This is a genomic window from Cryobacterium sp. TMT4-31 (assembly GCF_004403385.1).
Lineage (GTDB): Bacteria > Actinomycetota > Actinomycetes > Actinomycetales > Microbacteriaceae > Cryobacterium > Cryobacterium zongtaii.
The window spans coordinates 24,523-40,995 of sequence record NZ_SOGI01000004.1 but is presented as its reverse complement, the minus strand read 5'-3'; the positions used below and the strand labels follow the sequence as shown (position 1 = coordinate 40,995).

Sequence of the window (16,473 nt, the reverse complement as noted above, 5' to 3'; positions counted from 1 at the left end):
CGCCGCGCCCGCCGTCGCCGACGCTGAACCGGCCGTGCCGGCCGGCCCGCCGCAGCGCGGTGCCTTCGGCCAGCGCGCCGAGTCCGACACCCCGGCGGCCAACAACCGCGCCGAGCGTCGCACCCAGGGCAAAAAGAAGTAAGCAGCACGCGGCCAAACAACTGGGCCCGGTGCGGACAATTGCGTCCGGTACACCGGGCACAGTTGTCCGCTCGGGCAACAGTCGGCCGGCCGCAGGGGCGTCCGCAGGGTCAGAGCACGTTGATGGCGCTGGCCCGCCAGCGGTTGTCCAGCCCTTCCAGGCGCACCGCGACGGCGCGCACGCGCACCTTGCTGTGCACGATCACGACGGCCTCGATGATGCCGTCCCTGGGTTCGTTGATGCTCACCCGGCCGATCGTGATGGCGGGGCGTTGCGCGCGCTGCCCCTTGACCGCGCGGGCCCTGGCCGAGAGCACCACCCGCTTGAGCAGGTGCCTGTAGACGTCGTCGCTCACCCAGCGAGCCAATTGGTCGAGCTCCCTGGCGCCGGCCAGGACCTCGATGACGCACCGGGTGAGGTTGATCAGCAGGGGCTCCGGATCGGGGAGCACGGCGCGGGACGTCGGTTGATGGTCGAAGAAGTCGTCGGACTGGAATCCCTCGGCGGACTCGCGGGTGACGTCGGGAGCGGCCGCGCCGGGGGGAGTGCCCCGGGGATTGGGGCCGTTCGCAGACGGCGAAAGCAGGGGGTCGGGCTCGGCAAGTGGATCGCTCATGGGTTGCTCCAGATGCATGGATCCGTGGTGTCGACGAGGAGAGCGGGCTGTTGTGGCTGTCTAACGGGTGGAACACCGGATCGACCCCGAGACGGCTGAGGCCTTGGGCGACACTCAACCACCCGAAAACCGGTCTGTCTAGGCTTGTCCGGGCGGCTGTGGATAACGTCAGCGTCGCAGGCGGCCAGCCGACTACCGTCGGGGTGTGCGCTGGGACAATCTGTTCGACGACCTCGAAAGTCAGCTCGAGAACGAGTTGAACGCCGAGGACCTCGAGCTGCGCGCGGAGGAGGAGCGGTTGCGCCTGGGCCGGCTGGCGCTCCGTCAACGGCTGACCGGCGTGGTCAACGGTCCGGCGCCGTCACGGGTGCTCAGGGTGGTGCTTGTCGACGGCCAGGTCCTCACGGTGCGACCGACCACATTCGGCAGGGACTGGCTGGCCGCCGACCTCCTCGAAGCCGGTACCGGCAGCCCGCAGTGCATACTCCCGTTTGCGGGTATCGGCGCAGTCATCCTGCAGCCCGATCAGGTGCCGGACTCGCTGGCGGTCGAGACGGGGGCGCCGGCCCGGCTCGTCGACCGCATCGGCCTCTCGTTCGTTCTGCGAGATCTGTGCCGGCGCCGCAAGAGCCTGCAGATCCAGACCGGGGTGGGGCCGGTGACCGGGACCATCGACAGGGTGGGCCGGGATCATGTGGACCTGGCGGTGCACGCGCCGGGTACCCTTAGGCGGGCCGGTGAGGTGCGGCAGTACCGGATCGTGCCGCTGAACCAAATCCACCTGGTGCGCCTGGACTGAGACGATCAGGGCGGGGTGTCGTCGCCCGTTGGGGGATCGGTGAGCTCGTCGGGGCGCAGAATCCGGCCCCCGGACAGCTCGGGGATGTTGCCGAAGTCGGACTGTTCCCAGAGCGACAGCCGGCGGGCCTCCTCGTACTTCGCCTCGATGTATGACTCGAGCACGACCCGCTCCACCCGCCAGGCGCCGGTGGCGCCGATGCGGATGGCGGGCAGCTCACCGGTTCGCACCAGATCATTCGCGGCGGCGAGCGAGAGATTCAGGATCTGGGCGGTGTCGGCGAGCGTCAGGAATCGGCCCACCGATGCGGAGGATACGGGATCGCTCATGAGAACGATTATCCGTCGTGTTCGCCGATCCCGTGGGGTGAGCCGACGACCTGTGGATAACTTCAGCGCGCTGCTCCAGGTCCCGTCACGATGGTAGCCAGCCTGAACCTGGCGAGACAGTGGATAAGCGAGACAGTGGATAAGACAGTGGACGAGGTGCGCGGATGAGGACAGGACAGCCGGCCGGTTCGGGCCGACCGACGACATCGACGAAGACCCGGTTCTGGTTCGATCCACGGTTCGCACTCGGCCTGGTTCTCGTCGTGGCCTCCATCGTCGGGGTCAGTGTCGTCGTGGCCGGCAGCGACCGCACCGTCGCGGTGTATGCGGCCAGGGTACCGCTGGCCGTCGGCGATCGTCTGGACGCGGCCGACCTGGTCGAGACCGAAGTGCGGATCGGGGCGGCTGTGGAGCTGTACCTCACCCCCTCCCTGGTCCCCGCCGACGGCCTGGTCGTAACGCGCACCGTCACCGCCGGCGAACTCGTCCCGGCGGCCGCCGTGGGAACCCGGGCGGGCGAGGCCGTCACGAGCCTGGTCCTCGACCTGCGCGGGAGGCTGTCGACGAGCCTGGCGGCCGGGTCCGTCGTGGATGTGTGGTCAGCCGGCGAGGTCGAGAGCGGCCTGTTCGGCCCTCCGGCCGTCCTCGTCGGTCGTGCGGCCATCGTGCGCATCCTGGAGCCGTCCGGACTGATCCAGTCCGGTGACGGCCGAGCCGTGGAGGTGCTGGTGCCCAAGGACAAGGTCGCGGCGGTGCTGGAGGCGATTGCCAACGACGAGGCGCTGTCCCTCGTGGCCGTGAACGCCCCGATCGGAGGCTGACGATGACGCTGCTAGCCCTGGCCCTGGACCGGGAGACCGAGGACCGGCTGCTCGCCGACATCATCGAGCACGGGCACGTGATCGTCGCCCGGCCGGCGAACGTGCGCGAACTCCTCGCCGCGATCGACCGGCACGACCCAGAGGCGCTGATAGTGGGAGCAACGGCCGGCACCCTGACCATCGAGGTACTCGCGGCCAGCGACGCGAACGGCATCCGCGTCGTCGCCCTCGCCGCGACGGAAGCGGAGCGCCGCTACGCCGCCGAGCTCGGGCTGCACGAGGTCGTCGACGCCGAGGCCGCCTGGGCCGAAATCGAACGCGTGCTGACGGAGGGCGGCGATATCCCGCTGCGCATCGACGATGACCCACCGCCCGACGCCGTCCCTCCCGTACTGCCCCGACGGTCCGGCTCCGGACGACGGGCGAAAGAGGGCCGGCGAGCCGATCGGCCGGAGGCGCGTCGGGCCCGCCGCCGACCCAGGGCCGAGACCCCCACCGCCGACTCCGCGGCCGGCGACCCGTACGCATCCGACCCGTACGCATCCGACGCATTCGAGTCGGACCCGCACGCGTTCACCGACGACGTCACCGCGGGACTCACCGGATCGGGCACCGTGATCGCAGTGTGGGGTCCGGCCGGGGCTCCTGGCCGCACCACCCTGGCCATCAACATCGCGGCCGAGATCGCGGCCGCGGGTCACACCGTGGTGCTGGCGGACGTCGACACCTACAGCGGTTCGATAGCGCCGAGCCTGGGCCTCCTCGATGAGGCGCCTGGATTCGCGGCGGCCTGCCGGCTGTCCGGTTCCGACACCCTCACGCCGGTCGAACTGGAACGCATCGCCCACCGCTACAACTCGCCACGGGGCGCCTTCTGGGTGTTGACCGGGATCGGACGACCGTCCAGGTGGCCCGAGTTGTCGGCGGAACGGGTCAGCGGCACGATCTCGGCGTTGCGGCGCTGGGCCGACTACGTGGTGCTCGATACGGGGTTCAGTCTGGAGAGCGACGAGGAGATCTCGAGCGACCTGTTCGCGCCCCGCCGCAACGCGGCGACACTGGCCGCCCTGGGGATCGCCGACCGGGTGGTGGCCTGCGGTCTGGCCGACCCTGTGGGCATGGCCAGGTTCCTGCGCGCCTGGAGCGATCTCACCGACGTGATCAGCACCCATCGGGTGTACGTCGTGATGAACAGGGTGCGCTCCAGCGCCGTCGGCCCGGCTCCCGCCGCCCAGGTGAGCAGTGCGCTGCGGCGGTTCGGCGGCATCGACGCGGCCGTTCTGGTGCCGCATGACCAGGCCGGGGTTGATGCCGCTGTGCTGTCCGGGCGCACCCTGCGGGACGCGGCGCCGCGGTCACCGGCCAGGTTGGGCATCCTCGCCCTCGTCCGCGACGAACTGCTGCCGGCCCCGGATGCCCACCCCGCCCGGCGGCCGTGGCGCCGGGTCTTCGCCTGGCGGCGAACGGCTCAGGCCACCTGAGCCGCCGCCACCGGGATCACCGTGAGTGTGCCGTCGACGCCGACTATCAGCAGGACCCTGTCGCCGCTGACGCCGTGCAGGGCCTGCTCGACGTGCGCCGGATTCGGCAACACCGCGGTCCCGCCGGCCCGCTGCCAATAGACCACGGGTGCACCGGTGAGTCGGCGCAGATGCGTCACGACGGGCTCCGCGCCGGGACCCATGACCAGCACCAGCTCGCCGACCACACCGGCCGGCGGGGCGGCCGGGGCGCTGGCAGGCGGAGCCGGGGGAGCGGTCGCGGCGACCGCGGCTCGGTCCTGGCGCCAGACCGTGAAGTGATATCCCGCCACCAGAGCGGTGGCCGCGAGCAATCCGAGGGGCGCTCGGATACGGTCCAGGAGTCCGGGGTCGCCGGCCAGAACGGTGTCGAAGAGCCGGAAGCCGATGACCAGGAGTGTGATCAGGGCGACGATGGCGCTGATGCCGAATACCACCACGAGATAGACGCTGCGGCCGGCGGAACGGCGAGGGTCGGCCGCCGGCCCGGTGGCCGGCCGCCAGGTGAGCCACCACACCGGCCCGCCGGCCAGCAGCGAGCTGATGCCGCCGAGCAGCAGGGTGCGGGGGTCCGACCCGGACAGCGGAGTGGTCGCGGTGGCCAGGAGCGCGTTCACGATGACTCCGAGCCCGGTCGCGGCGGCGACCAGCGAGATTCCGCTGGTCACGAGGGTGCTCGCCTGGCGCACAGCGGCGGTCCGCCGACGCACCACCCCGCGGTGATAGACCCAGATCAGGCCGCCGACGAGGGCTGCAGCAATCGCCGGCCCCAGCGGCTCACACACCACCGCAACGGCGTCGGTGCGGTCGACGGCCAGCCGTAGCAGCACGAACACGACGGTGCCGGTACCGGCTAGGGTCAGCAGGGCACCACCCAGGATGCCGACGCCGACCAGGGCCACCCCGGCCAGGGCGGTCCCGGCGGTGCGGCCACCGTCGCGGCGCCAGTGCCACCACCAGACCAGAGCGCCGCCGGCCGCCCAGACCAGGGCCTGCACGGCACCGGTCCACCAGGGCGACCCCACTGACCCGGCCGCACCATCCGTGCCCAGCCCGACGGCGAGGGCCTCGTCCACGAGCATCGTGAGCGCAGTCACCGCGCCGCCGGCCCCGATCACCAGCCCGAACGTGCCGCCGAGCACCGCGGCGGTGCCGGGCAGCCGAGTGGGCCGCCGGTCGGTTCGGCGCAGCACAAACCCGTGCCCGGCCCACACGCCCGCCCAGACCAGACCCGTCGCCGTCTCGGCTGTGACGGCCTCAGCGGTCACGGCGGCGGCGACGGCGCTCAGCAGCGCCGTGGCTGAAACGACCAGGGCGAGGGTGCCCATGCCCACCAGGTACAACGCCCAGGCCAGCGACGCCCGCTCCGGCGGATCGGCCAGGCGGCGCCAGGCGAACCAGCCCAGAACCGCCGCCAACGGTCCAGCGATCAGGGTGAAGGTCAGCGACACCGCGAGGCCGACGGTGTCGGTGCCGGCGAGCTGCTCACCGGTGACCACGTCGAACAGCCGGCCCAACAGGTCGCTCACACCGCTCGCCGTGAGCACCACCAGCACGAAGAGGATTGTGTACACCATGACCCTGCGCACGATCGGTGCGGCACCTGGTCGCGGCGAGGTCGCCGCCGTCATCGCGGTCACGGGGTGTCTCCCTGGCTGCGGGGCGGGCACACGGTGAGTCGCCACGGCGCCTCGTCGATGAGCCAGTCTTCGTCGACCCGCACCAGCTCGAAGGCCTCCTCTGCTTCATACTCCGACGACCCGAACGGGCCGCTGCCGTACGAGGTGACGATCAGCACCCGCACGTCGGCGGTCGAGCCTCGTTCGGTGGTGTCGACGAGGTTGATCCGGATGTCGTCGGTGGCCGACGAGTCCGCCGCGGTCTCCCCGCTGTCGCAGTCCGCCAGTACGGCAGCGCTCAGGTAGCGGGCCGCGCTCGTCTCATCGCCGTCCAACACCGCCGTCGAATATCGCTGCACCACCCCGCCGGGCGTGCCGGCGTCGAGGAGGGCGGGCTCGCTCTGGGTGAACACCACGACGAGAGCCACCGCGACGAGAAGGATGATCAGGCCCAGGACCACCCAGAGCGCCGGGTCTCGCCGGGCGGGCGATGCGGGAGTCGGAGGAACAGCAGAGGTCATATCGAGAGCATGGCGTATCCGCCGCTGCGGCACCACATAGGCTGGTCACGTGTCGACGCTCAGTGATCTCGTACTTGCCCAAGGCCGCAACAGCGCGGAGGACGTCGACTGGCTGCACATGCTGGTCTCCGACGGCCAGCTGCTGGCCGACCTCGCCTTCGCCGACATCGTCGTGTGGGTGCCGACGCTCGGTGGCAGCTTCGTCGCCGTCGCCCACGCCCGGCCGTCCAGCGCCGCCACCCTGTTCTACCGGGACTTCGTGGGCCAGGAGATCAAGGCCGAATGGCGCAAGCAGGTGACCGAGGCCTTCGACACCGCGAAGATCATCGACACCACGGCGCCGGACTGGTACGAGGAGACCCCCACCAGGGTGAGGGCCATCCCGGTGCGCCGCCGCATCAGTTCCAGCGGCGCCGAGATCACTCCGGAGCCCATCGCCGTACTCACCCGGCACACCAACCTCAGCGAGACGCGCACCCCCGGCCGTCAGGAGCTGACCTTCAACGACTGCGCGAACGACCTGTTCGCCATGATCGCTTCCGGCGACTTCCCCGACCTGGGTGCCCCGACCGGTCCTCGGCGCGGCGCCCCCCGGGCGTCGGATGGCCTGATCCGGCTGGATCTGGACGGCGTCACCACTTTCGCCAGCCCCAACGCGCTCTCCGCGTTCAACCGGATGGGCTTCGCCGACGAACTCGAGGGCGAGTCGCTGGCCGAGGTGACGACGAGCCTGCTCTCCGGCAAGGCCGTGGTCGACGAGTCCCTGCCTCTGGTTGTGACCGGCCGGGCCCCGTGGCGCACCGACATCGAGGCCCGAGGGGTGACGGTGTCGCTGCGCGCCATCCCGATCCGCAACCGGGGCGAACGGATCGGCGCCATCGTGCTCTCCCGCGATGTGACCGAGCTGCGGCACCAGGAGCGCGAGCTGATCACCAAGGATGCCACCATCCGGGAGATCCACCACCGGGTCAAGAACAACCTGCAGACCGTGGCGTCGCTGCTGCGCATCCAGGCGCGGCGCACCCACTCCGACACCGCCCGCGAGGCCCTCAACCAGGCCATGCGCCGGGTGGCGGCCATCGCCGTCGTGCACGACACCCTGTCCTCGGGCCTGAGCCAGAACGTGGACTTCGACGCCGTGTTCGACAGGGTACTGCTGCTGATCGCCGAAGTGGCCTCCGCGCACAACACCACGGCGCACCCGAAGTCGTCCGGCAGCTTCGGCATCCTGCCCAGCGCCTACGCCACCCCGCTGGCCCTGGCACTGACCGAGCTCGTCACCAACGCCGTCGAGCACGGACTCGCCGGCCGGGAGGGCGAGGTCGCCATCGAGGCCGAGCGCAACGAGGAGACCCTCACCGTGCGCGTCCGTGACAACGGTTCGGGGATGCCGGAGGGCAAGGTCGGATCCGGGCTCGGCACCCAGATCGTCCGCACGCTCATTCAGGGTGAGCTCAGCGGCACGATCGACTGGCACACCATGATGGACAGCGGCACAGAAGTCACCATCGAGATCCCGCTGCGCTTCATGGAATTCGACTGATCGAATCAACCGGCGGCACCGCGTCGCGATACAACAAAACGGGCGAGCAGCCGAAGCTGCTCGCCCGTTCAGAAGCTAGAGGAGAGGCTCTAAGAGGCGCGGCGTGCGCGGGCGGCGCGGCGCTTGAGGGCGCGGCGCTCGTCTTCGCTGAGGCCGCCCCAGACGCCGGAATCCTGCCCGGTCTCGAGAGCGTACTGAAGGCAAACCTCCGTGACGTTGCAGCGGGCACAAACGGATTTGGCCTTCTCGATCTGGTCGACTGCGGGACCAGTGTTACCGACCGGGAAGAAAAGTTCCGGGTCAGCGGTAAGGCAGGCTGCTTTATCGCGCCAATCCATAGGGGTGCTCCTTTATTGCGGGGGGATGCCTGGCCGATCGGCCGAAGATGCGGGGATGCCCAGGTTGCAGGAAGGTCAGATCTGCGAAGAGATCTGCTCACCACCCTGTGAGCGTCAACCGGGCCTTAAATATGGTCCCATAATAGGGATGTCAAATCAATAGTTTTGTATGGGATATCGCTGTGAGACAACCGTTCGACCCCAGCCAGGACGGCCTGGACGCGCCCAGGCCGGCCCGTCGGTCCCGCGCGCTCATCGCGCTGGTGCTGCTCCTGGCCGCCGAAGCCGCCCTGCTCTGGGCGGCCGTGCTGTGGTTGATCCTGGAGCTGCTGACCGATCAGCCCGCCTCCTTCGCCAGCGCACTGGCGATTCTGGTGCTCACCATCGTCGCCGCGGTCTGGGTGTCGGCCATCACCGTCGGCGCGCTCCGCGGGCGTTCCTGGATCCGGGCGGCGGCCGTGACCTGGCAGCTGGTTCAGGTCTTCGTCGCCATCGGCTGTTTTCAGGGCCTGTACGCCAGGCCGGACCTCGGCTGGGCGCTGCTCATCCCGTCGGTGCTCGTGATCGTGCTGCTGTTGACCCGCAGCGTGGTCGAGGCCACGAGCCGCCGCGAGCCCTAGTTAGATCCCGAGCTTCTTGCGCAGGCTGGCAACGTGGCCGGTGGCCTTCACGTTGTAGAGGGCCAGTGTCACCAGACCGGCTTCATCGATCACGAAGGTCGAGCGCAGCACGCCCGTGACGATTTTGCCGTAGAGGTTCTTCTCTCCCCAGGCGCCGTAGGCGCGGTGAACGGCGAGGTCCTCGTCGCTGAGCAGCGGGAAGGTGAGGTGATCCTTTTCGGCGAAGGTCGCCAGCTTCGCCATGGTGTCCTTGGACAGGCCGAGCACCTGGTAGCCGGCTGCGGCGAGCGAGCCCAGGCTGTCGCGGAAGTCGCAGGCCTGGGTGGTGCAGCCCGGGGTCATGGCGGCCGGGTAGAAGTACACCACGACCTTCTGGCCGCGGTAGGAGGCCAGGCTGACGGAGGCGCCGTCCTGGTCGGTGAGGGTGAAGTCTGGGGCCGTGTCGCCGGCTGCGAGCCGCGTGGAATCCGTCATGGAACCCACGCTACCGGTCAGTTCTCACCCGGGCGGTGCGCCGGCGCGGCCGCGAAGGTGGCCAGGAGGCGCTGGAGCGAGTCCAGGCGGGCCTTCCCGGTGTCGCCCAGGGTCCCGGCAGCCACGGCCTCGTTGATGGCGCAGTCCGGCGAGCTGGGCAGGTGCGTGCAGCCGCGCGGGCACTTCTCGGCGATGGTGGCCAGGTCGGTGAAGGCGCGCAGGATGTTGTCGGTGTTGATGTGGCCCAGGCCGAAGGAGCGCACGCCGGGGGTGTCGATGACCCAGCCGCGTCCGGCCTCCGTTTCGAGCCGCAGCGAGATCGTCGACGAGGAGGTGTGCCGGCCGCGGCCGGTGACGGTGTTGACCACGCCGACGGCGCGGTGCGCGTCGGGCACGAGGGCGTTCACCAGGGTGGACTTGCCCACGCCGGAGTGGCCCACGAAGACGGTGTCGTGGCCGACCAGCGCCGCGGAGATTTCCTCGAGGGGCATGGCGTCGTCGCGGCTCTGGAATACGGGCAGGTCCAGGCCGGCGAAGTTGTTCAGGAACTCGGCGGGGTCGGCGAGGTCGGTCTTGGTGATGCAGAGGATGGGGGAGACCCCGGCGTCGTAGGCGGCGACGAGGTAGCGGTCGACGAGACGGATGCGCGGTTCCGGGTTGGCCGCGGCCACCACGATGAGCATTTGGTCGGCGTTGGCCACGATCACGCGCTCCACGGCGTCGGTGTCGTCGGCGCTCCGGCGCAACAGGGTCTCGCGGGCCACGATGCGCACGATGCGGGACAGGCTGCCCTCGGCGCCGGTGGTGTCGCCGACGATGTCGACGCGGTCGCCGGTGACGACGGCGTGCTTGCGCAACTCGCTGGCGCGCGCGGCGGTGACCCGGCGTTCGGTGGGTTCGTTCTCGTCGAGCATCACCGTGTAACGGCCGCGGTCGACCGAGAGGATTCGTCCGGTCAGGGCGTCGCCGTGCTCCGGCCGGGTCTTGGTGCGCGGTTTGGTGCCCTTACGGCCCGGGCGAATCCGCACGCTCGATTCGTCGAACTCCGGCTCATCGTCATCCGGGCTCGACCACCAGGTCATTCTGTGCCCGTCACGAAGCGACCGGCCCGGACACCAGGCCGTGCCACAGCTCGGCGAACTGCGGGAGGGTCTTCGCCGTCGTGCCGATGTTCTCCACCTCGACACCCGCGACGACCAGCCCGAGCAGCGCTCCGGTGGTGGCCATCCGGTGGTCGTCGTAGCTGTGCCAGGTGCCGCCGTGCAACGGCCGCGGCTCGATGGCGAGTCCGTCCGGCAGTTCGGTGACGTGGCCGCCGAGATTGTTGATCTCCGTCGCCAGGGCGGCGAGCCTGTCGGTCTCGTGGTGGCGGATGTGGCCGATGCCGGTGATGGTGCTCGGGGAGTCGGCCAGGGCGGCCAGGCCCACCAGGGTGGGGGCCAGCTCGCCGCCGGTGGACAGGTCGAGGTCCACCCCGGTGATCCGGCCGGTGCCGGTGACCGTGAGCCTGTCGCCGTCGACGGTGACGGTGGCGCCGAAGCGCGGCAGCAGTTCGGCCAGGTGGGCGCCCACCTGGGTGGTCGTGGTCGGCCAGCCCGTGATGGTGACGCTGCCGCCGGCGACCAGAGCCGCGGCCAGGAACGGGGCGGCGTTGGAGAGGTCGGGTTCGATGTCGACCTCGGTGCCGCGGATCGGACCCGGTTCGACACACCAGACGCCGACCTCGGGGCTGGTGACGGTGACGCCGCGCTGCGCAAGGGTGTGAATGGTCATCTCGATGTGCGGCAGGCTCGGCAGGCGCTCGCCGGAGTGGCGCAGCCGCAGGCCGTTGGTGAAGCGGGGGGCCGCGAGCAGCAGGCCGGACACGAACTGGCTGGAGGAGGACGCGTCGATGGTCACCTCGCCACCGTCCAGGCCGCCGGTGCCGTGCACCGTGAACGGCAGGGCACCGCGACCGTCGTCGTTGATGTCGGCGCCCAGCGCGCGCAATGAACTGATCGTGGTCTTCATAGGTCGGCGTTTGGCGCCGGCGTCACCGTCGAAGGTGGTCGGGCCCAGCGCGAGCGCGGCCACCGGCGGCAGGAACCGCATCACGGTGCCGGCCAGACCGCAGTCGATCGTGGTGGAACCGAACAGCTCGCCGGGCGTGATGCGCAGGTCGGGGCCATATTCGCCGTCACCGTCGACGGACTCGATGGTTGTGCCGAGCTGCCGCAGCGCGGCAACCATGAGGTCGCTGTCCCGCGAGTGCAGCGGGGCGCGCAGCACCGAGGGCGCGTCGGCCAGGGCAGCCAGGACGAGTTCACGGTTGGTCAGCGACTTGGAGCCGGGCAGCGACAGGGTTGCCGTCAGCGCTCGCGGCGCGACGGGGGCCGCCCACAGGGCATCCGTCTCTTCGGGCGAATTGTCGCCGTATGGATCGAACTCCGGCTTGGAATATCTCGAGATCAACATCGGTTATCAGAATAGTCGGGATTGCCGATACACAGTGAGGCACAGGAGGTCACGTGAGCGCATCCACGCTTATGGAACGCACGGCCGCGACGCCCAGTGGCGTCGACGGCTTAGAATTGCCCGTGATGACAACAGATACAACTGCCACGCGGGACCTGTTCGAAGCACAGGCCATGCCGTTCATCGACCAGCTCTACGCAGCGGCGATGCGGATGACACGGAACCCCTCTGACGCCCAGGACCTCGTGCAGGAAACCTTCGTCAAGGCGTTTGCGTCGTTCAAGCAGTTCGAGCAGGGCACCAACCTCAAGGCGTGGTTGTACCGGATCCTCACGAACACCTTCATCAACACCTATCGCAAGAAGCAGCGTGAGCCCTACCAGGGCACCATCGACGACCTCGAGGACTGGCAGCTGGGCGGCGCGGAATCCACGACGGCGACGTCGAGCCGCTCCGCGGAAGCCGAAGCGATCGACCACCTGCCCGACAGCGCCGTCAAGGACGCCCTCCAATCGATCCCGGAGGACTTCCGCCTGGCGGTGTACTTCGCCGACGTCGAAGGCTTCTCCTACCAGGAGATCGCCGAAATCATGAAGACCCCCATCGGAACGGTGATGAGTCGCCTGCACCGTGGCCGCCGCCTGCTGCGCGAGCTGCTGGCCGGTTACGCCCTCGAGCGCGGACTCGGCACCGGCCAGAGCGCACCGATCAAGAAGACATCCGGGAGCACAGGAAAATGACCGATTGCGGTTGCGAGAAGGCCAAGGCCGAACTCGAAGAGTATCTGCACAACGAACTCCGCAAGGAGGACGCCATCGACATCCGGGAGCACCTGGAGCACTGCCCGGACTGTCGCAGCGAACACCACGTCGGGCGCACCCTCACCGAGGTGATGCAGCGGGCCTGCAAGGAGACCGCTCCCGAGGACCTGCGCGATCAGGTCTTGCTGCGGCTGCGTGCCATCCAGTCAGCGCACTGACGGCAGGCGCACTAGCCGATCCGCGCCACCTTCACTTCGATCGTCGTCACGGCAGGGTCGCCTGACTCGACGAAGTACTCCTCGATGGTGTCGTAGACCCTGCGGCAGACCTCCGTCGCCGCGTCAGCGTCCGCGATGCCGATGGCGACGGATGCCGTGACGCCCTCGTCCGTCTCGGTCAGTGTGACGAATTCCGGAGCCGTCGGCTTCGCCGTGATCGCCCCGACAACCTGGTGCACCACGGTGGCCACGATGGGCGCTGCCGGGTAGAGTTCGTCAACGCCCGGAACCTGTTCGACGGCTGCGGCCAGCTCCTCGGTCGGCTTCGTGGATGTGCTCATGACATCTCCAGTCTCGGGGGAGCGGGTGGTACCAGATCAGTGTAGATCTTCGGCGCTGAAAAAACTTTCCTGCGAATCCGTGACGAATCGAGCGTGGGCCGCGTCGTAACTTAGACGATGCAATTTCTGCCCTCATCGAGGACTACCAAGGAGTTTCCAGATGTTCAGTAGCACCCCCGAGCAGCCGACCTCGGCCACCACCCTGCCGGCCAACGCCGGCGAGGTGACCGACGGTGCTGTCGACAGGGTGGGGCAGGGCGTCACGACCATCAAGGACAGCGTCATCGCCAAGGTGGCCGGTCTGGCCGTGCGCGAGGTAGCGGGCGTGCACTCCCTGGGCAGCGTGCCGACCAGGGCCCTCGGTGCGATCCTCGACGCCATCAGCAGTGCCGACGTCAACCCCGGCATCTCCGTCACGGTGAGCGACGACGACGTCGCCGTCGAAATCGTGCTCGTCGCCGACTATCCGGTGCCCCTGACGGCTCTCGCCGATCAGGTCCGCGCCGCGACGACGCGAGCCATCGAAGGTTTGGTGGGAATCGCGGTGTCAACCGTGAACGTGACCATCACAGACATTTACGTGGCCAAGGAACCCGAAGACAATGACGTCGCTTAGGTTCCCGGCCGCGTAATCAAGCCGGCTCGCAAGAGCCCGGTCGGACATGCACAGCACGTCCGAAACACCAGCAGTACCCACACCAACAGAAATGAGACACTCCATGGGGTTTTTCGGATTCCTTCTTCTCGGCCTCCTCGCGGGCGCCATCGCCAAGCTGATCCTCCCGGGCAACCAGGGTGGCGGATGGTTCATCACCCTTCTGCTCGGCGTTGTCGGCGCACTGCTCGGCGGATTCCTCGGTAGCGCCCTCTTCGGCGCACCGCTTGAAGACTTCTTCTCCATCCAGACGTGGCTTCTCGCCATCGGCGGATCCATCATCGTTCTGCTCATCTACGGCTTCGCCGTGGGCCGTCGCAAGGCGTAACAGCAGCGGGGTCTCCCCGGAGTGAAAAGGCGGCACTCGCACCCACAGGGTGCGGGTGCCGCCTTTTTCGATTTCCCGGTCACGATCTTCCAACTTTCGGACGACGCAGCGGTTTGCACGCTCGCCTACGCTCGGGACTGTGATGAAGACGACTGACCCCGCACCGCACTCAGACCCGGAGCGCCGGACCAGACGGACCGGCTCCGGCAGCCGGGTGCCGCTCTGGCTGCGCATCCTGATACCCACGATTTTGATCCTGGTCTGGTTCGTCATGTTCGGTGCCGGCGGGGCGTCGTTCGGCCGGATCAGTGACGTGTCCACCAACGACCAGGTGCAGCAGCTGCCGGCCAGCGCCGACGCCACCAAGGTGCAGGCGTTGCAGGCCGAGTTCCGGGGGGATGACGTGCTGCCCGGTGTGTTGATCTACGAACGCTCCGGCGGACTCACCGAGGCCGACCAGGCCGCGATCACCGACCAGATCGCCGACCTGGCCCAGCTGGACGGCGTCGTCACCGAAAGCGTGTCGCCGGCGATCTTCTCCGAGGACGGGGAAGCGGCCGAGGCGATCCTCACCCTCGACACCGCCATCACCCCGGCCGACACCGTCGAGTCGATCCGCGCCTACCTCGCTGAGAACCCCATCGAGGGCGTCGATACCTATGTCACCGGACCGGCGGGCCTGATCGCCGACCTCACCGGTGCGTTCGCCGGCATCGACGGCATCCTGCTGCTCACCGCCCTCGCGGCCGTGCTGGTGATCCTCGTGATCGTCTACAGATCGCCGCTGCTGCCCGTCATCGTGTTGTTCACCAGCCTCGCGGCGCTCTGCGCCTCGGTGCTCGTGGTCGTCGCGCTGGCCAGCGCAGATGTGCTGATCCTGACCGGACAGACGCAGGGCATCCTGTTCATCCTCGTGATCGGGGCAGCGACGGACTATTCGCTGCTCTACGTCGCCAGGTTCCGCGAAGCCCTGCGGGACCACGAGAAGAAGTGGGATGCGACGCTCGTCGCCCTGCGCGGTTCGTTCGAGCCGATCCTGGCCGCCGGCGGCACCGTGATCGTGGGTCTGCTGTGCCTGCTGTTCAGCGACCTGAACTCCAACAAGGCCCTCGGCCCGGTCGCCGCGATCGGTATCGGCTTCGCCCTCCTGGCCGCACTGACCCTGCTGCCGGCGCTGATGCTCTGGGCCGGCCGTGCCGCGTTCTGGCCGGTGCGCCCGAAACTCGGCTCCGCCCACCCCGGCCTCGACGGCGACAACGCGAAGGGGGCCTGGCCGTGGCTGGCCAGGCTGATCAGCCGCCGGGCCCGGCTCATCTGGGTCGCAAGCACGCTCCTTCTCGCCGTCGCCGCCATCGGCGCGTTCCAGTTCAAGGCGGATGGCGTTTCACAGAGCGAATTCGTACTCGGCACCTCAGAGGCCCGGGACGGCCAGGCCGTGGTCGGGGAGCACTTCCCCGGCGGATCCGGCACCCCCGCCGTCATCATCGGCCCGGAGTCGGAGCTGCAGGCGATGACCGATGTGCTGCTCGCCAACGACGGCATCGATTCCGTCACCGTGCTCTCCGAGGAGTCCGTCAGCGGCACCCTGCCGGTGACCGGCGACGGTGTGCAGGCGTTCGGCCCTCCGGGCACCCCGGTGGGCGAGCCGACGGTGATCGATGGCGACGTGATGCTGCAGGCGACCCTCACCGACGTGGGCGACTCCGCCCCGGCCGAAGCCACGGTTCGCGAGCTCCGGGTGGCCCTGGACGACGTGGCCGGCACCGTGCTGGTCGGCGGCACCACGGCCATCGCCGTGGACACCACCGACACGGCCATCCATGACCGCAACCTGATCATCCCGATCATCCTCGGCGTGATCCTGGTAATCCTGATGCTGCTGCTGCGCTCGATCCTCGCGCCGGTGCTGCTGATAGCCACCGTCGTGCTCTCGTTCGCCGCCGCGCTCGGTGTGGCGTCGTGGGTCTTCGACGGCCTGCTCGGGTTCCCCGGCGCTGACCCGGTTGTTCCGCTGTACGGATTCGTCTTCCTGGTGGCCCTCGGGATCGACTACAACATCTTCCTGATGACCAGGGTGCGAGAAGAGTCCATCCGGTTCGGGACCCGGACCGGGATCCTGCGCGGACTCGTCGCCACGGGCGGGGTGATCACGTCGGCCGGTCTGGTGCTCGCCGCCACGTTCGCCGCGCTGGGCGTGCTGCCGATCCTGTTCCTGGCCCAGCTCGCGTTCATCGTCGCGTTCGGGGTGCTGCTGGACACCTTCGTGGTGCGCTCGCTGCTGGTGCCGGCCCTGGCCCACGACATCGGCCCGAAGATCTGGTGGCCGAGCAAGCTCGCCAAGTCCTGACCGCCTCGTACGAAGAAGGGCCGCACC

The 16,473-nt window shown here is 69.1% G+C and carries 19 protein-coding genes; 10 read left to right on the top strand and 9 right to left on the bottom strand.

Annotated elements, in window-relative coordinates; genetic code table 11:
* Positions 1 to 251: 251 nt before the first annotated feature.
* On the bottom strand, positions 252 to 758 hold the full coding sequence (locus tag E3T19_RS00360; protein ID WP_174776453.1) for an Rv3235 family protein: 507 nt from the start codon (positions 756 to 758) through the stop codon (positions 252 to 254).
* Positions 759 to 963: 205 nt separating this feature from the next.
* On the opposite strand from E3T19_RS00360, the gene E3T19_RS00355 reads away from it, so the two are divergent.
* Positions 964 to 1,557 carry a hypothetical protein gene (locus E3T19_RS00355; RefSeq protein WP_088455323.1) on the top strand — a complete coding sequence of 198 codons (594 nt, stop codon included), beginning with the start codon at positions 964 to 966 and terminating at the stop codon, positions 1,555 to 1,557.
* Between the two features lie 5 nt (positions 1,558 to 1,562).
* Here E3T19_RS00355 and E3T19_RS00350 read toward each other — a convergent pair whose 3' ends face one another.
* Positions 1,563 to 1,886, bottom strand: coding sequence for a helix-turn-helix domain-containing protein (locus E3T19_RS00350; protein WP_103460881.1), 324 nt, complete (start codon positions 1,884 to 1,886; stop codon positions 1,563 to 1,565).
* Between the two features lie 164 nt (positions 1,887 to 2,050).
* Here E3T19_RS00350 and E3T19_RS00345 point away from each other — a divergent pair, with 164 nt between their 5' ends.
* Together E3T19_RS00345 and E3T19_RS00340 are read left to right on the top strand one after the other, a co-directional pair.
* Positions 2,051 to 2,707, top strand: a complete 657-nt coding sequence (locus E3T19_RS00345; protein WP_088455325.1) for an SAF domain-containing protein — start codon at positions 2,051 to 2,053, stop codon at positions 2,705 to 2,707.
* A gap of 2 nt (positions 2,708 to 2,709) precedes the next feature.
* On the top strand, positions 2,710 to 4,188 hold the full coding sequence (locus tag E3T19_RS00340; protein WP_134407782.1) for a septum formation inhibitor-activating ATPase: 1,479 nt from the start codon (positions 2,710 to 2,712) through the stop codon (positions 4,186 to 4,188).
* Here E3T19_RS00340 and E3T19_RS00335 read toward each other — a convergent pair.
* Both E3T19_RS00335 and E3T19_RS00330 read right to left on the bottom strand, forming a co-directional pair.
* The gene (locus tag E3T19_RS00335) at positions 4,176 to 5,858 is read right to left on the bottom strand and encodes a DUF5671 domain-containing protein (protein ID WP_241979878.1); all 1,683 of its coding nucleotides are present in this window, start codon (positions 5,856 to 5,858) and stop codon (positions 4,176 to 4,178) included. The two genes, E3T19_RS00340 and E3T19_RS00335, sit on opposite strands and share 13 nt — an antisense overlap.
* Positions 5,859 to 5,863: 5 nt before the next feature.
* Positions 5,864 to 6,367, bottom strand: a complete 504-nt coding sequence (locus E3T19_RS00330; RefSeq protein WP_134407780.1) for a hypothetical protein — start codon at positions 6,365 to 6,367, stop codon at positions 5,864 to 5,866.
* Between the two features lie 49 nt (positions 6,368 to 6,416).
* Here E3T19_RS00330 and E3T19_RS00325 point away from each other — a divergent pair, with 49 nt between their 5' ends.
* On the top strand, positions 6,417 to 7,910 hold the full coding sequence (locus tag E3T19_RS00325) for a sensor histidine kinase (protein WP_088455328.1): 1,494 nt from the start codon (positions 6,417 to 6,419) through the stop codon (positions 7,908 to 7,910).
* Between the two features lie 89 nt (positions 7,911 to 7,999).
* Here E3T19_RS00325 and E3T19_RS00320 read toward each other — a convergent pair whose 3' ends face one another.
* On the bottom strand, positions 8,000 to 8,248 hold the full coding sequence (locus E3T19_RS00320; protein ID WP_035837005.1) for a WhiB family transcriptional regulator: 249 nt from the start codon (positions 8,246 to 8,248) through the stop codon (positions 8,000 to 8,002).
* Between the two features lie 182 nt (positions 8,249 to 8,430).
* Here E3T19_RS00320 and E3T19_RS00315 point away from each other — a divergent pair, with 182 nt between their 5' ends.
* Complete coding sequence (locus tag E3T19_RS00315; RefSeq protein WP_240632377.1) at positions 8,431 to 8,868, top strand: hypothetical protein; 438 nt, start codon at positions 8,431 to 8,433, stop codon at positions 8,866 to 8,868.
* On the opposite strand, the gene bcp is transcribed toward E3T19_RS00315, so the two are convergent.
* Genes bcp through aroA form a run of 3 tightly spaced genes read right to left on the bottom strand, consistent with a single transcriptional unit; the run spans position 8,869 to position 11,796 of the window.
* Positions 8,869 to 9,342, bottom strand: coding sequence for a thioredoxin-dependent thiol peroxidase (bcp, locus tag E3T19_RS00310; RefSeq protein WP_134407779.1), 474 nt, complete (start codon positions 9,340 to 9,342; stop codon positions 8,869 to 8,871). It lies immediately after the preceding gene.
* 17 nt (positions 9,343 to 9,359) lie between these two features.
* Positions 9,360 to 10,424, bottom strand: a complete 1,065-nt coding sequence (rsgA, locus tag E3T19_RS00305) for a ribosome small subunit-dependent GTPase A (protein WP_134407778.1) — start codon at positions 10,422 to 10,424, stop codon at positions 9,360 to 9,362.
* Between the two features lie 10 nt (positions 10,425 to 10,434).
* Entirely contained in the window at positions 10,435 to 11,796 is a 1,362-nt protein-coding gene (gene aroA, locus E3T19_RS00300; protein WP_088455331.1) for a 3-phosphoshikimate 1-carboxyvinyltransferase, read from the bottom strand.
* Positions 11,797 to 11,921: 125 nt separating this feature from the next.
* Between aroA and E3T19_RS00295 the strand changes: the two genes are divergently transcribed.
* On the top strand, positions 11,922 to 12,536 hold the full coding sequence (locus E3T19_RS00295; protein ID WP_240632378.1) for a sigma-70 family RNA polymerase sigma factor: 615 nt from the start codon (positions 11,922 to 11,924) through the stop codon (positions 12,534 to 12,536).
* On the top strand, positions 12,533 to 12,775 hold the full coding sequence (locus E3T19_RS00290) for a zf-HC2 domain-containing protein (protein WP_088455333.1): 243 nt from the start codon (positions 12,533 to 12,535) through the stop codon (positions 12,773 to 12,775). The genes E3T19_RS00295 and E3T19_RS00290 overlap by 4 nt, the downstream gene beginning before the upstream one ends.
* An 11-nt stretch (positions 12,776 to 12,786) precedes the next feature.
* On the opposite strand, the gene E3T19_RS00285 is transcribed toward E3T19_RS00290, so the two are convergent.
* Entirely contained in the window at positions 12,787 to 13,116 is a 330-nt protein-coding gene (locus E3T19_RS00285) for a hypothetical protein (RefSeq protein WP_088455334.1), read from the bottom strand.
* Between the two features lie 160 nt (positions 13,117 to 13,276).
* Here E3T19_RS00285 and E3T19_RS00280 point away from each other — a divergent pair, with 160 nt between their 5' ends.
* The 3 genes from E3T19_RS00280 to E3T19_RS00270 all read left to right on the top strand — a co-directional run bounded on the left by E3T19_RS00280 (position 13,277) and on the right by E3T19_RS00270 (position 16,446).
* The gene (locus E3T19_RS00280) at positions 13,277 to 13,732 is read left to right on the top strand and encodes an Asp23/Gls24 family envelope stress response protein (protein WP_088455335.1); all 456 of its coding nucleotides are present in this window, start codon (positions 13,277 to 13,279) and stop codon (positions 13,730 to 13,732) included.
* Between the two features lie 103 nt (positions 13,733 to 13,835).
* A complete protein-coding gene (locus E3T19_RS00275) occupies positions 13,836 to 14,099 on the top strand; it encodes a GlsB/YeaQ/YmgE family stress response membrane protein (RefSeq protein ID WP_088455336.1) in 264 nt (87 codons plus the stop codon).
* A gap of 142 nt (positions 14,100 to 14,241) precedes the next feature.
* Positions 14,242 to 16,446, top strand: a complete 2,205-nt coding sequence (locus tag E3T19_RS00270; RefSeq protein WP_134407784.1) for an MMPL family transporter — start codon at positions 14,242 to 14,244, stop codon at positions 16,444 to 16,446.
* Positions 16,447 to 16,473 lie beyond the last annotated feature (27 nt).